Here is a 14,023-nt window from a genome sequence, read left to right as displayed (position 1 = left end):
CGTTCTCTTTGCGGCCATGGCGCCGTAATCTGGTGGCTCTGCAAGTTCAACCACACGGGGATCTTAGATGCTGTCGAAAAAAATCATCATTGCCGCCGCCATCAGCGCGTTTGCCATTCTGCAAACGGCGCAGGCTGCCGATATCACCCTGCTCAACGTGTCGTACGACCCGACGCGCGAGCTGTACCAGGATGTGAATACGGCATTTGCCAAGGAGTGGAAAGGCAAGACGGGCGACAACGTCAAGATCAAGCAATCGCACGGCGGTTCCGGCAAGCAGGCGCGCGCCGTCATCGACGGCCTGGAAGCGGACGTCGTCACCTTGGCCCTGGCCTATGACATCGATGCGCTGGCCGAGCACAAGCTGCTGGCCGCCGACTGGCAAAAGCGCTTGACGCACAACAGCTCGCCTTACACCTCGACCATCGTCTTCCTGGTGCGCAAGGGCAACCCGAAAGGCATCAAGGATTGGAACGACCTGATCAAGCCTGGTGTCTCCGTCATCACGCCGAACCCGAAAACCTCGGGCGGCGCCCGCTGGAACCACTTGGCCGCGTGGGGCTACGCGCTGCGCCAGCCGGGCGGCAACGAAGCGAAGGCCAAGGATTTCCTCGGCAAACTGTATAAAAACGTGCCCGTGCTCGATTCCGGCGCGCGCGGCGCCACCACCACCTTCGTCGAACGCGGCATCGGCGACGTGCTGATCGCCTGGGAAAACGAGGCTTACCTGGCCGTCAAGGAACTGGGCCCGACCAAGTTCGACATCATCACGCCATCCGTCAGCATCCTGGCCGAGCCGCCCGTGGCCGTCGTCGACAAGTTTGCCGACAAGCACGGCACGCGCAAGGTGGCCGAGGCTTACCTGAACTATCTGTACACGGATGAAGCACAAGACATCATCGCGAAAAATTACTACCGTCCGGCAACGGACAAAGCGGCGAAGAAATACGCGTCGCAGTTCGCCAAGGTCAACCTGTTCACTATCGAGCAAGTGGCGGGCGGCTGGACGGCCGCGCAAAAGGCGCACTTTGCCGACGGCGGCTTCTTCGACCAGATCTACCAGCCCAAGTAATACCGGATGGCACGATTGCCAGACCGTTACTAAAAGGACACATCATGGCGCTGCGCAGCTTTTCCGATTACCGGGTACTGATCGTGCCGGGCTTGCATAACAGCGGTCCCGAGCACTGGCAGAGCCGCTGGCAGCGCCTGTATCCGCAATTCGAGCGGGTCGAGCAGGACGACTGGAACGCGCCCGACCTGGCCACCTGGTCGGCGCGCCTGGACCAGGTGCGGCGGCAGGATGCGCGCCCGACCCTGATCGTCGCCCACAGCTTCGGCTGCCTGACGACGGCGCACAGCCTGGCCCGCGACCCGCAGGGCGTGGCCGGCGTGCTGCTGGTGGGGCCGGCCGACCCGGACAAGTTTGGCGTGGCGAAGGCATTGCCGCAAAAGCGGCTGCCTTGCCCCGGCATCCTGATCGCCAGCCAGACCGATCCGTGGATGACGGCCGAACATGCGGCGCAGTGGGCACGGCGCTGGAATTGCAAGTATATTGATGGCGGTGCGCTGGGCCATATCAACGCCGAGTCGCGCCTTGGCGACTGGGTCTACGGCCAGGCGCAATTACAAACGCTGTTTGATCTGGCGCAAAGCGACAAGCGCCACCGTCAGGCAGCCTGATTCGACAATTCGATTGCCACATAACCTCACAGGAGATCACGATGACTTTACGCCTGGGCGATGTCGCCCCTGATTTTGAACAAGACAGCTCGATCGGCCCGCTCAAGTTCCACGAGTGGGCGGGCAATTCCTGGGTGGTGCTGTTTTCCCACCCGGCCGACTTTACCCCCGTGTGCACGACGGAACTGGGCCTGACGGCCAAGCTCAAGCCGGAATTCGACAAGCGCAACGTGAAGGCCATCGCCTTGTCCGTGGACGCGGCCGAGTCGCACAAGAGCTGGATCAAGGATATCGAAGAGACGCAAAACACGGTGGTGGGCTTCCCCATCATCGCCGACGTCGACAAGAAAGTGTCGGTGCTGTACGACATGATCCACCCGGAACAGTCCGTCACGGCCACCGTGCGCTCCGTCTTCATCATCGACCCGAACAAGAAAGTGCGGCTGATCCTCACGTATCCGCTGAGCACGGGCCGCAACTTCAACGAAATCCTGCGCGTCATCGACGCCCTGCAGCTGACGGATGGCTATACGGTTGCCACGCCCGGCAACTGGAAGGATGGCGACGACGTCATCATTCCATTGACCGTGCAAGACCCGGACGTGATCAAGCAGAAGTATCCGAAGGGCTTTACGGCCGCCAAGCCGTATTTACGCCTCACGCCGCAGCCGAACAAGTAAGAACGGGGTCAGACCCCAGCCGTCAAGGTGTTGGGTTAAGTGTGTGCCCACCCCAACCCCACCCCAAAAGCCGGGGTCGGACCCACAGGGTCCGACCCCTTTTTTTCGCCCATAGATTCCGCCAGCAAGTATGCAAAATCCATCTAAGCAAATGAGAAATGGTTAGTTCTTTTTATAACGCTTGCATGTGATTATTGCGCCCTATAACTCAAAAATGTAATAAGAAGGGGTTTCTATGTCTGCAGCATCAGCAACACCGTTCAAGGCGCGGGGAGCGCCGTTTCGGGTCATGCCGGGGTTTAAGCTGTCACTGGGCTTCACGCTCTTTTACCTGGCTCTGATCGTCCTCATTCCGCTGTCGTCGGTGTTCCTGAAGACCTTCACCATGACGTGGGACGCCTTCTTCAGCGCCGTCACGTCCGATCGCGTGATGGCGTCCTACCGCCTGACGTTCGGCGCCTCGCTGATCGCCGCGCTGCTGAACGTGGTGTTTGGCGGCATCCTGGCCTGGGTGCTGGTGCGCTATAAATTTCCCGGCAAGCGCATCATCGACGCCCTCGTCGATTTGCCGTTCGCCCTGCCAACGGCCGTGGCCGGCATCACCCTGACGGCCCTGTATTCGTCGAACGGCTGGTTCGGCCAGTTCATCGAAGGCGTGCTGGGCATCAAGGTGGCGTTCACGCCGCTGGGCGTGGTGGTGGCGCTGACCTTTATCGGCTTGCCCTTCGTCGTGCGCACCGTGCAACCGGTGCTGGAAGACGCGGAGCGTGAACTGGAAGAGGCAGCCGCCAGCCTGGGCGCCTCGTCGCTGCAAACGTTTATCCGCGTGATCTTCCCCACGATTTTGCCCTCCCTGCTGACGGGCTTTGCGCTGGCCTTTGCCCGTGCCACGGGCGAGTACGGTTCCGTGATCTTTATCGCCGGCAATATGCCCATGGTGTCGGAAATCACGCCGCTGTTCATTATTACCAAGCTGGAGCAATACGATTACGCAGGTGCCACGGCCATCGCCGTGGTGATGCTGGTGGTCTCCTTTTTGCTGTTGTTGACGATTAACCTGCTGCAAGCATGGACGCGCGGAAAGGCGAAGAAATCATGAGTACGAATACGACTGCCGCCGCTGGCGTGGACAAGGCGCTGCCGACGGCGCGCCGCTTCGAGCCGAACGTCGGCCCCGTCGTGCTGGAACCCTTGTGGGTGCGCACGGTCCTGATCGCCGTCGCCCTGCTGTTCCTGACGGCCTTCCTCATCGTGCCCCTGGTGGCCGTGTTTGCGGAAGCGTTCAAGAAGGGCTGGGAAGCGTACATCGCCGCCATCATCGATCCGGACGCCATTTCCGCCATCAAGCTGACCCTGATCACGGCCGCCATCGCCGTGCCGCTGAACCTGGTATTCGGCGTGGCCGCCTCCTGGTGCATCGCCAAGTTCGAGTTCCGCGGCAAGAGCATCCTGCTGACCCTGATCGACTTGCCGTTTTCCGTTTCCCCGGTGATTTCCGGCCTGATCTATGTGCTGATGTTTGGCGCCCAGGGCTGGTTCGGCCCGTGGCTGCAGGCGCACGACATCAAGATCCTGTTCGCCGTACCCGGCATCGTGCTGGCCACCATCTTCATCACCTTCCCGTTTGTGGCGCGCGAACTGATCCCGCTGATGCAGTCGCAGGGCAGCGAAGAGGAAGAGGCCGCCATCGTGCTGGGCGCGTCGGGCTGGAACACTTTTCGCCGGGTCACCTTGCCGAACATCAAGTGGGGTCTGCTGTATGGCGTGATCCTGTGTAATGCCCGCGCCATGGGCGAGTTCGGCGCCGTGTCCGTCGTGTCCGGCCATATCCGCGGCGAAACCAACACCATGCCGCTGCAAGTCGAAATTTTGTACAACGAGTACAACTTCGCCGCCGCATTTGCCGTCGCCTCCCTGCTGGCCTTGCTGGCCCTGGTGACCCTGGCCCTGAAAGCTTTCATTGAGTGGCGTTTGAACGAGAGCGACGCCGACGATTCCGCCTTACGTTCTACGGAGCACTGACATGACCATCGCAGTTAAAAACATCCACAAGCGCTTCGGCGATTTCGTCGCCCTCGACAATATCTCGCTGGACTTTCCCGCCGGCGAACTGACGGCCCTGCTGGGCCCGTCCGGCTGCGGCAAGACCACCTTGCTGCGCATCATTGCCGGCCTCGAACATCCGGACAGCGGCCAGGTGCTGCTGGACGCGGAAGATGCATCGAACCGCCATGTGCGCGAGCGGCAAGTCGGTTTCGTGTTCCAGCACTATGCGCTGTTCAAGCACATGACCGTGTTTGAAAACGTGGCCTTCGGCTTGCGCGTGAAGTCGCGCAGCGAGCGTCCTTCGGAAGACCAGATCCGCCGCAAAGTGAAAGATTTGCTGGAACTGGTGCAGCTGGACTGGCTGGCCGACCGCTATCCTCCGCAACTGTCGGGCGGGCAACGCCAGCGTATCGCCCTGGCGCGCGCCCTGGCCGTCGAGCCGCGCGTGCTGCTGCTCGACGAACCATTCGGTGCGCTTGACGCCAAGGTGCGCAAGGAATTGCGCCGCTGGCTGCGCCGCCTGCATGACGACTTGCACGTGACCAGCATTTTCGTCACGCATGACCAGGAAGAAGCGCTGGAAGTGGCCGACCAGGTCGTGCTGATGAACAAGGGCACGGTCGAGCAACTCGGTTCCCCTGAGCAAGTCTATAACCACCCGGCGTCGCCCTTCGTGTATGGCTTCCTGGGCAACGTCAACCTGTTCCACGGCCGCGTGCATGACGGCGTGATGGCGACGGGCGACGCCAGCTTCGAAGTGCCCGATTATGCGGGCGTGAGCGACAGTAAGGGCACGGCCTATGTGCGTCCGCACGACCTGGAAATCGACCGCTACACGCAGGGCGCTGAAGGCATCGTCGTGAAATTGAGCCGCGCGCATGCGATCGGTCCGCTGGCCCAGCTGGACTTGCAGCGCGTCGACAACAGCGAGCTGATCGAAGCGGTGATGTCGAACGAGCGTTTTACGCATTTGCAACTGAAGGAAGGCGAGACCCTGGTCGTGCGCCCGAAACGTCTGCACGTGTTCGTTGAACCGACAAGAACCTGAGAGGCTGGAACACCATGAATTTTCAACAACTGCGCTCCATCCGCGAAGCGGCCCGCCGCGGCTATAACCTGACGGAAGTGGCCAATGCCCTGTTCACGTCGCAGCCGGGCGTGAGCCGGCAAATCCGCGAACTCGAGGACGAGCTGGGCGTCGTGATTTTCGAGCGCAACGGCAAGCGACTGACGGGCTTGACGGAGCCGGGCAAGGGCATTTTGAAGATCGTCGACCGCCTCTTGATCGAGGCGGAAAACCTGCAGCAGGCCAGCCTCGAATACAGCGGCCAGACCAGCGGGACGCTATCCGTGGCGGCCACGCACACGCAGGCGCGCTATGCGCTGCCGAAAGTGGTGCAAAGCTTCCGCGCCGCCTTCCCCGACGTGCGCATCGCGCTGCAGCAAAGCGCGCCCGAGCACATCGCGGAATGGGTGCTGTCGGGCAAGACCGACATCGGCATCGCCACGGAAGGCTTGAGCCAGTTCCCCGACCTCGTGTCGTTCCCGTGCTACCGCTGGAGCCATCTGATCGTCGTGCCGGACGGCCACCCGCTGCTCGATCACTCGCCGATCCGCCTGGAAGACCTGGCCAAGTATCCCTTGATTACCTACGACAAGGGTTTCACGGGGCGCGGCCATATCGACGACGCGTTTGCCAAGGCGGGCGTGGCGACCGACATCATTTTGACGGCCATGGATTCCGACGTCATCAAGCAGTACGTGGCGCTGGGCCTGGGCGTGGGCATCGTCGCTTCGATGGCCTTCGATCATGGCCGCGACAAGGGCTTGCGGGCCGTGGAAGCGTCGCATCTGTTCGCCACCAACACGACGCGCCTGGCCGTGCGCCGCGGCGCCTACCTGCGCGCCTACGCCTACGAGTTCATCCTGCAACTGGCGCCGGACCTGACGCGCGCAGACATCGACCGCGCCATGGCGGGAGAGGAAGCGCTCTAGGCCGCTGCGAGCTCGGCCCTTTGCGCGCGCGTCAGGCTGGCCAAGGCGCGCGCGTAGCTATCGCGCACCAGTTCCGTCAGGTAATCGGCGGGGAAGCGCGCCACGTCGACGATGGTCACCCAGTGGAAGCGGCCCATGTAGCGGGCCGGTTTGACGCCCGGCATGTCCGTCAGTTCGACGAAGCGTTCGGCGCTGACGCGCAGGCTGAAGCGCCACTGCTCGGGCGCGCTGGTCTTGAAATAGGCAAACTTCTTGCCGCCCACTTCAAACACGAGGATGTTCGACGGCGCTCCGTACAGCACGGCTTGCGCGCCGGGCCGGGCCGCGCAAAAATCCTTCAGTTCATCTGTCGTCATTCGTCCACCGCCATGAATTGTTGCGTGCTGTGGTGGAAGGCATAGGCCGATCCGGCAGGCGCATCCAGTAGCGCAATAAAACGGTCGTCCACGCTGAGTACGGCGCCCAGCGACACGAGGGCCACGTTGGCGCTGTCGTTCATGTAGTCGTCGCTTTCGTCGTTGGCCGTGAAGCGCCAGCCGCTGTCGCCGTCGTTGTCCGGTTCCTCGCGGTACAGATAGCCGACGGGCGCACCGTCTTCCAGCACTTTTTTCGTCACGAAGCACAGGCCCGCGTAGCGGTTGACGAGGTTGTCGTCATCGTCGTGCTGCGTATTGATGATGTGGCGCGCATCGAAGGCGATGGGGTCTTTGGCATGCAAATCGGCGATGTAGCCGGGCATGTTGTCGAGCTTGCCGGTGAAGTGCCCATTTGGCTCGACCGTATCGACCAGCACCCACATGCGCTCGGCGCCCGGCGCCTGCGGGTCGTCGCTGTGGAAGGCGAAGATCAGCTTGACTACCTCGCCCGGTCGCACCTGGGCAATGGCCTCGGGCGGCGATTTATAGAAAGTATAGGGGTGGCGCGCCGCCAGTTCGGCGGCGTCGGCCAAGTGCCAGCTGGGCATGGTGGTCCGTCATCGGAGTCGAAGAACTCCCATGGTAGCCGATTGCCCGCCGGCCTGGCTACTCGCCTGGCCAGTTCAGGCCGTCTTGCGGGAAAACAGCCGGGCCGCCAGCAGCACGCCGGCCGCCCCCATGACCCAGGCGGCGGTGCTGCCGGAAAAACCGATCAGTGTATTGGCGGCGATCTTGCCCGCTTGCGGCTTGACGAGGGCCATGCGCCGCTTGCTCATCTGCGCGCCCAGCTCGCTCAAGCGCCTTGCTGTCAGCTGCGCTTCCGCTTCCGGCAGCAGCACGGTTTCCTCATCGGCCACATGGTGCAGCACGTCGCGCATCAGTTCCAGCAGCAAGGCGTCATGGCGCGTGGCGGCGGCATCCGTCGCGCGCAATTGCGCGATCAGGCGGCGCATTTCCTGGTGCTCGGGCACGCTTTTCTGGCGTACGGCCGCATCGCCGTCGAGCAGGCGCATCTGCGGATAGAAAATTTCTTCTTCCAGGTTCGCATGGATTTCCAGCGCGCTGCAGATGGTGTCGGCCAGGGCTTTTTTGACGGCGGGCTTTTTGCTGGTGGTGTACTGATGGAAGGCCAGCAGCACGTGGCTATGGTCGAAGCGGATCATGTCGGTGATGGAGGGACTCAATTTGCTTAAAGTCAGCATGGCGTGCTCCGTGATGGATGTCGGCAGGAGCATGCATGATAGGGCGCGGCGACGGGCCGTCCGGCAGGAAGGATGGCGTTTGTCTGCGCTGGCGCAAGACGGCGTGCGATAACGCAGGCCGGGCTTGCCTGAACGGCGCCTGCGCCAGTGTGAATTAACAACACTTCAGTCCAGCCCGCCAATGTCACGGCCGGGCTTGCACGAAGCATGACGCCGCGCAAAGCGGGCTGATGCAATCAATGCATGAGAGCGATTGAAATTTTCAATGACTGAAGATGTTTCTTTTATTGCATTTTGATTTCCTGAATGATATCTTTTGTCCAATCGCAAAGAAGTGTAATAAAAATATAAACAACATTGTAATTTTTGAAATTTATTAACAGGGGAAACTATGAACATGACTAAACGTGCTGTACTGGGTCTCTGCCTCGCTGTCTCGGCTTGCCTCGCACCATTGGCCCAAGCGGCGAGCTGGGTGGAAATCACCGATCCTGCCATGAGCGGCTTTGCGGTGGGCGGCAAGACCGTCACCTACGGCAGCGTGGCTGCGGACTCGGTTTGGGTCTATGACGGCGCCAACCCGTCCGGCCCGCAAAGTGCGGCCGCCATCCAGAGCCTGGTCAGCAGCAAGTTTGGTCTGCCATCGAGCGGCACCGGCTCGCTGGTCTTTGCCGCCCAGGGCGACCTGGCCAGCAGCAAGTCCGGTTCCTTCACCGTCAACTCCAGCTTCGACTACCTGGCCGTGCATTATGGCCGTGGCGAACTGTTGTTCCACTGGGATACGCCGCTGGCCGCCAATACGGTTTTCAGCATTGCCAACTTGCCGCGTGGCCTGAGCAATTTCCGCGCGTTCAACTCGGTCTCGGCCGTGCCTGAGCCAGCGACCTACGGCATGCTGATGCTGGGCCTGGGCCTGGTCGGTTTTGCCGCGCGCCGCCGCCGCGCCTGAGCCTGAGCCTGATGCGCCTGCGGGCGCAAGACATGAAAAAGCCCGGAAACGCGCAATGCGTTCCGGGCTTTTTGCATGGCAGAGCGTTATTTACCAGCTATAGCCAGCCTTGGCGTAGTAATAGCGGCCGTTGAAACCGTTCGGCGCGAAGATGCTGTAGGGCTGGGTGCCGTTGACGTTCAGGTTGCCGGCGCTCGTCACTTGCGCCGGGTAGCGGTTGGTGACGTTGTCGATGCCGGCCACGAGGCGCCAGTTTTTGCCCAGTTTCACGGAACCGGACACGTCCAGCACCCATTGCGGGTCATACGTCTGGTCCAGCTTGACGTCGTTTTGCGGCACGGTGAAGCTGCCGTAGCGCGTCACGACGCCGTGCGCATTCCAGATGCCGAAGCCGTAGTCGGCGGCCAGGCTGAACTTGTCCTTCGGCGAGGCCACCGTGATGCGGTCGATGCTCTGGCGGTCGATCAGTTTCAGGTTGTTGGCCGTCAGGATGGCGGGATTGTCGGCGATTTTCTGAACCTTGCTCTTGTTGTGGTTGTACGCCACGGTGAGGTCCAGGCGGTTCTTGTCCTGCAGGTCGATGCGGTAGGTGCTGACGATGTCCACGCCTTCCGTGCGCGTATCGACGGCATTGGTGAAGTAGCGTCCCGAGCCCACAGGCGTGCCTTGCGCGGCCAGGACGCTTTTCAATGCATTGTTGAGCACCAGATTGGCCGAGAACAGGATACGGTTGTCGATGTCGATGCGGTAGGCGTCTATGCTGGTGGTGAAGTTGCGGCTGGGCTGGAACTGCAGGCCCAGGCTGTAGTTGCGGGCCTTTTCCGGTTTCAGATCCTGTGCGCCCAGAGCGCGCGCCTGCGGCGTGTTGACGGCAAAGGTGCCCGTCTCGATCGGCGTGTTGACGCCGTTGACGACCTGGAAGTTGGTGGTGGTGATGGTGTAGTACTGCTGCGCCAGCGATGGCGCGCGGAAGCCGCTCGACACGGTGCCGCGCAGCGACAGGGCGTCCGTGAACGCATAGCGGGCCGAACCCTTGGCCGAGGTGGTGCTGCCGAAATCGCTGTAGCGCTCATGGCGCAGGGCCACGCCGCCGGACAGGTTTTTCGTCGCTTCCGCTTCCAGGTTCACATAGATCGACTCGTTGTGGCGCGAGTGGCTGCCCGCATTGGCGGGACGGAAGCCGGCAAAGCCTTGCGAACCGCCGCCCGTGTACGACGCTGCGTCGCCGGCGCCGATGCTGTACTTTTCATGGCGCGCTTCGGCGCCCACGGCCACCGTCAGCGGACCCGTAAAGTAAGACACGGGAAACTCGCGCGCCGCATCGAGGTTGAAGACGGTCTGTTCGTTTTTCAGCGAGCCGGCATAGAAATGCGTGGGGCTGGCTGCGCCCAGCGACTGGTTGACCGTGTTGTCCAGGTCCAGTTCGAACTTGTTGCTGCCGTAATTGAGGCTGGCATCCCAGCGCCAGCCGGCCGCTTCGCCGCGCAAGCCCGTGACGATGGACTGGTCTGTCAGGGTACTGTTTTGCAGCGGCAGGAAGCCTTCCGGAAACAGCGGCGTGCGCTGGACGAACTGCTTCGAATTATTCGGGTCCGCGATCAGCGCCGTGCGCCAGGTGGCGGCGGCCGACGTGTCGCGCTTGCCATAGTTGCCGAAGGCGTACCAGTCGATGTTGTCATTGATGCGGTATTCGCTGTTGAGGAAAATCGTCGCCGGCTTGCTTTCCGGATCGCCATAGCGCTGGTTGACCTTGCCGTAGCGCGGCTCCAGCGGATTGCGGAAGTCGGCGCCGGCGCGGTTGGTCGGATCGCGTTCCGCCACTTCCGCCGAGACGCGCACCCAGCCGTCGTCACCGAGCGCGAAGCCGGCCGAGCCCTTGATGGATTTCTGCTTGCCGTCGCGTTCCTGCGTCTGGCCATAGCTCACTTCGACGTCGCCGCCGGCCGCGCCTTTTTTCAGGATGATGTTGATCACGCCGGCAATCGCGTCGGAACCGTACTGGGCCGCCGCGCCATCGCGCAGCACTTCCACGTGGTCGATGGCGGCCAGCGGGATGGCGTTCAGGTCGACGGGCGCCGAGCCGCGGCCCAGCGAACCGTTGACGTTGACGACGGCCGACGTGTAGCGGCGCTTGCCGTTCACCAGCACCAGGGTCTGGTCTGGCGACAGGCCGCGCAGCTGGGCCGGACGCACGGCGTCGCTGGCGTCGGCGCCCGTGGCGCGGGCAAAGTTCAGCGATGGCAGCAGGCGCGCCAGCACGGTGGCCAGTTCGCCCGAACCCGTGCTTTGCAGGTCGCGCGACGTGAGGATGTCGATCGGCGACTCGGAATCGATGGTGCGGCGGTTCTTGGCGAAGGTGCCGGTGACCACGACCGACTGCAATTCGCCTTCGGCCGGCAGTTCTTGCTGCGCTTGCGCCTGCATCGGCAGGCTGAAGCAGGCGACCAGGCTGGCGGCGATAACGGTTTTCACGGGGAGGGCGGGAAGCTGGGAGCGGGCGGTGCTTGAACTCATCGACGATATCTCTTCGGTTGGTGGTTGCGCGGACCATGGCGGTCCGGTGATGCAATCAGATTAACAGTGGGCACGCGGCGTGCTTACGAATCGTTCTGTCTATCGATATGCAATAAATATCTGAAAGACGTCAACATGGCGCGAGTAGCGCATATGGCCTCGTTTCCAGCATACGACCGCGCAGGGCAAGGCCGCAATGCTGCACAGCAGTAAATTGCCAGCTGTTGTATAAATACGACTAGTTGCGATGAGAGGGGGGGGAGCCTGGCGGCGGCCTGCGCCGCCAGGCGGAGCGCGCTTACTGGCCCGGATTGGGCAGACTGGCGTGGATGGCGTCGACGGCCGCCACGAGGTCCGGCGACAGGCTGACTTGATGGGCATCGATATTTTGCTGCAACTGCGCCACGCTGGTGGCGCCGATGATGGTCGAGGCCACGAACCAGCGCGAGTAGCACCAGGCCAGGGCCAGCTGCGCCGGCGTCAAGCCGTGCGCGCGGGCCAGCGCCGCATACTGGGCGGCGGCTGCTATGGTAGCGGGGCGCACGTAGCGGGGACTCCAGCCGGGCGGGAAAATCGTCAGGCGGCCCCTGGCTTGCGGATCGTCGAGGTATTTCGCCGTCAGCTGGCCGAACGCCAGCGGGCTGTAGGCCAGCAAGCTGACGTTTTCCCGGTGGCAGGTTTCGTCGAGCAAGCTTGTCTCGAAATGGCGCGCCGTCAGGTTGTACAGGTTCTGGATCGAGGCGATGCGCGGCAAGCCTTTCAGCTCGGCCTGCTTGATGTATTCGCACACGCCCCACGACGATTCGTTCGACACGCCGATGTGGCCGATCTTGCCCTCGTCGACCAGCTTGCCCAGCACGGCCAGGGTGTCTTCGATGGCGACCGAGGCGTGCTCCTTGCGCGGGTTGTACACGCTGGCGCCGAAGATGGGCAGGTTGCGGCTGGGCCAGTGCAACTGGTACAGGTCGATATGCTCCGTCTGCAGCCGGCGCAGGCTGTCCTCGACGGCGGCGCGGATGTTGACGGCGTCGTGGTCCGTCTTGCCCTTGCGTATCCAGTGCATGCGCGAGTTCGGTCCGGCTACCTTGCTGGCCAGGACGATCTGGTCGCGCTTGCCGCTTTTCTTCAGCCAGCTGCCGATGTAGCGCTCGGTGCTGCCCTGCGTTTGCGCGCTGGCCATCACCGGATACATCTCGGCCGTGTCGATGAAGTTGATACCGCGTTCGAGCGCGTAATCGAGCTGGCTGTGCGCTTCGGCTTCGCTATTCTGCTCGCCGAAGGTCATCGTGCCCAGGCAGATCGTGCTCACTTCCAGGCTGCTGGAACCCAGCTTGACCTTGGCGATCATTTTGCCTGCTTGCCGCGCAGCGCGCGGGCGCAATCCTTGATCAGGGCGGGGCCTGCGTAAATCAGGCCGCTGTACAGCTGCACCAGCTGCGCGCCCGCTTCGAACTTGGCCACGGCGTCGCTGCCCTGCATGATGCCGCCCACGCCGATGATGGGCAGCGCGTCGCCCAGTTCCGCCTTCAGCAGACGGATGACATTGTTCGACAGCTCGAACACGGGCGCGCCGGACAGGCCGCCCGCTTCCGCGCCGTGCGGCATGCCTTCGACGGCGCTGCGTGACAGGGTCGTGTTGGTGGCGATGACGCCGTCGATCTTGTGGCGCGTGAGCGACTCGGCGATGCTTTTCACCTGTTCACCATCCATGTCAGGCGCGATTTTCAGGGCCAGCGGCACGTAGCGCTTGTGTTTGTCCGCCAGGCGCGCCTGGGCTTCCTTGAGCTGCGACAGCAGGGCGTCGAGTTCGGACGCGCCCTGCAGCTGGCGCAGGTTTTTCGTGTTCGGCGACGAGATGTTCACCGTCACATAGCTGGCATACGGGTAGACTTTTTCCAGGCACAGCAGATAGTCGTCGGCCGCGCGCTCGATGGGCGTGTCGGCATTCTTGCCGATGTTCAGTCCCAGCACGCCGGCGCGGTTCTGGTAGAACTTCGACGCCTGCACGTTGGCGACAAAGGCGTCGACGCCGCCATTATTGAAACCCATGCGGTTGATGATGCCCTGCGCCTGCGGCAGGCGGAACATGCGCGGTTTCGGATTGCCCGCCTGCGCGCGCGGCGTGACGGTGCCCACTTCGATGGAACCGAAACCCAGGTCGGCCAGCGCGTCGATGTAGGCGCCATCCTTGTCCAGGCCCGCGGCCAGGCCGACCGGGTTGGGGAAGGTGATGCCCATCACCGTGCGCGGATCCGCCGCCGGTTTGCCGGCCAGCTTCGTCAGGCCCAGCGCACTGGCGCGTTTCAGGGCGGGCAGGGTGAGATGATGGGCCGCTTCGGCATCCATCGAGAACAGCAGCGGGCGGGCGAGGGAGTACAGGAATTTTTCAGACATGGGGCGCTTTGAGTAGGTGTGCGGGCCGCCGGGAAGGGCTGGCGGCGCGCGAAATAAGTGCCGTATTTTACCGTGTTCCGCGTGGCTGCCGGGTGTATAGTTCTCTTTTGTCTAATGCAACATTAATTCATTCATAATTCGCAT

Annotated in this window: 14 protein-coding genes; 8 read left to right on the top strand and 6 right to left on the bottom strand. The window is 62.5% G+C overall.

What is annotated here, in order from left to right; translation table 11 throughout:
• Positions 1-67: 67 nt before the first annotated feature.
• The 7 genes from CLU90_RS12835 (at position 68) to CLU90_RS12805 (ending at position 6,404) form a co-directional block, all read left to right on the top strand.
• Entirely contained in the window at positions 68-1,072 is a 1,005-nt protein-coding gene (locus tag CLU90_RS12835; RefSeq protein ID WP_100428091.1) for a sulfate ABC transporter substrate-binding protein, read from the top strand.
• 44 nt (positions 1,073-1,116) lie between these two features.
• Positions 1,117-1,683: an RBBP9/YdeN family alpha/beta hydrolase gene (locus CLU90_RS12830; RefSeq protein WP_034747509.1), complete on the top strand. Its 567-nt coding sequence runs from the start codon at positions 1,117-1,119 to the stop codon at positions 1,681-1,683.
• Positions 1,684-1,724: 41 nt separating this feature from the next.
• A complete protein-coding gene (locus CLU90_RS12825) occupies positions 1,725-2,363 on the top strand; it encodes a peroxiredoxin (RefSeq protein WP_034747512.1) in 639 nt (212 codons plus the stop codon).
• A gap of 289 nt (positions 2,364-2,652) precedes the next feature.
• Positions 2,653-3,462: a sulfate ABC transporter permease subunit CysT gene (gene cysT / locus CLU90_RS12820; protein WP_442906743.1), complete on the top strand. Its 810-nt coding sequence runs from the start codon at positions 2,653-2,655 to the stop codon at positions 3,460-3,462.
• Entirely contained in the window at positions 3,459-4,385 is a 927-nt protein-coding gene (gene cysW, locus CLU90_RS12815) for a sulfate ABC transporter permease subunit CysW (protein WP_232731184.1), read from the top strand. The genes cysT and cysW overlap by 4 nt, the downstream gene beginning before the upstream one ends.
• A 1-nt stretch (position 4,386) precedes the next feature.
• On the top strand, positions 4,387-5,457 hold the full coding sequence (locus CLU90_RS12810; protein WP_034747519.1) for a sulfate/molybdate ABC transporter ATP-binding protein: 1,071 nt from the start codon (positions 4,387-4,389) through the stop codon (positions 5,455-5,457).
• 14 nt (positions 5,458-5,471) lie between these two features.
• A complete protein-coding gene (locus CLU90_RS12805; protein WP_092711179.1) occupies positions 5,472-6,404 on the top strand; it encodes a CysB family HTH-type transcriptional regulator in 933 nt (310 codons plus the stop codon).
• On the opposite strand, the gene CLU90_RS12800 is transcribed toward CLU90_RS12805, so the two are convergent.
• The 3 genes from CLU90_RS12800 to CLU90_RS12790 form a co-directional block, all read right to left on the bottom strand.
• A complete protein-coding gene (locus CLU90_RS12800; protein WP_100428089.1) occupies positions 6,401-6,760 on the bottom strand; it encodes an MmcQ/YjbR family DNA-binding protein in 360 nt (119 codons plus the stop codon). The two genes, CLU90_RS12805 and CLU90_RS12800, sit on opposite strands and share 4 nt — an antisense overlap.
• Positions 6,757-7,368: an immunity protein Imm33 domain-containing protein gene (locus CLU90_RS12795; RefSeq protein WP_100428088.1), complete on the bottom strand. Its 612-nt coding sequence runs from the start codon at positions 7,366-7,368 to the stop codon at positions 6,757-6,759. The genes CLU90_RS12800 and CLU90_RS12795 overlap by 4 nt, the downstream gene beginning before the upstream one ends.
• Positions 7,369-7,443: 75 nt before the next feature.
• Positions 7,444-8,022 carry a hemerythrin domain-containing protein gene (locus CLU90_RS12790; RefSeq protein WP_198511205.1) on the bottom strand — a complete coding sequence of 193 codons (579 nt, stop codon included), beginning with the start codon at positions 8,020-8,022 and terminating at the stop codon, positions 7,444-7,446.
• Positions 8,023-8,419: 397 nt separating this feature from the next.
• Here CLU90_RS12790 and CLU90_RS12785 point away from each other — a divergent pair, with 397 nt between their 5' ends.
• On the top strand, positions 8,420-8,971 hold the full coding sequence (locus CLU90_RS12785) for a PEP-CTERM sorting domain-containing protein (protein ID WP_232731183.1): 552 nt from the start codon (positions 8,420-8,422) through the stop codon (positions 8,969-8,971).
• A 90-nt stretch (positions 8,972-9,061) separates the two neighbouring features.
• Here CLU90_RS12785 and CLU90_RS12780 read toward each other — a convergent pair whose 3' ends face one another.
• The 3 genes from CLU90_RS12780 to CLU90_RS12770 form a co-directional block, all read right to left on the bottom strand.
• Positions 9,062-11,485 (bottom strand): TonB-dependent receptor plug domain-containing protein, encoded by a 2,424-nt coding sequence (locus tag CLU90_RS12780; RefSeq protein ID WP_100428087.1) that lies wholly within the window; start codon positions 11,483-11,485, stop codon positions 9,062-9,064.
• Between the two features lie 298 nt (positions 11,486-11,783).
• The gene (locus CLU90_RS12775) at positions 11,784-12,830 is read right to left on the bottom strand and encodes an aldo/keto reductase (protein ID WP_092711356.1); all 1,047 of its coding nucleotides are present in this window, start codon (positions 12,828-12,830) and stop codon (positions 11,784-11,786) included.
• The gene (locus tag CLU90_RS12770; RefSeq protein WP_092711168.1) at positions 12,830-13,879 is read right to left on the bottom strand and encodes a quinone-dependent dihydroorotate dehydrogenase; all 1,050 of its coding nucleotides are present in this window, start codon (positions 13,877-13,879) and stop codon (positions 12,830-12,832) included. The genes CLU90_RS12775 and CLU90_RS12770 overlap by 1 nt, the downstream gene beginning before the upstream one ends.
• Positions 13,880-14,023: the final 144 nt, after the last annotated feature.

Origin of the sequence: Janthinobacterium sp. 67 (assembly GCF_002797895.1) — a bacterium.
Taxonomy (GTDB): Bacteria; Pseudomonadota; Gammaproteobacteria; order Burkholderiales; family Burkholderiaceae_D; genus Janthinobacterium.
The sequence above is the reverse complement of the archived record's forward strand: the minus strand, read 5'-3'. Positions and strand labels throughout refer to the sequence as shown.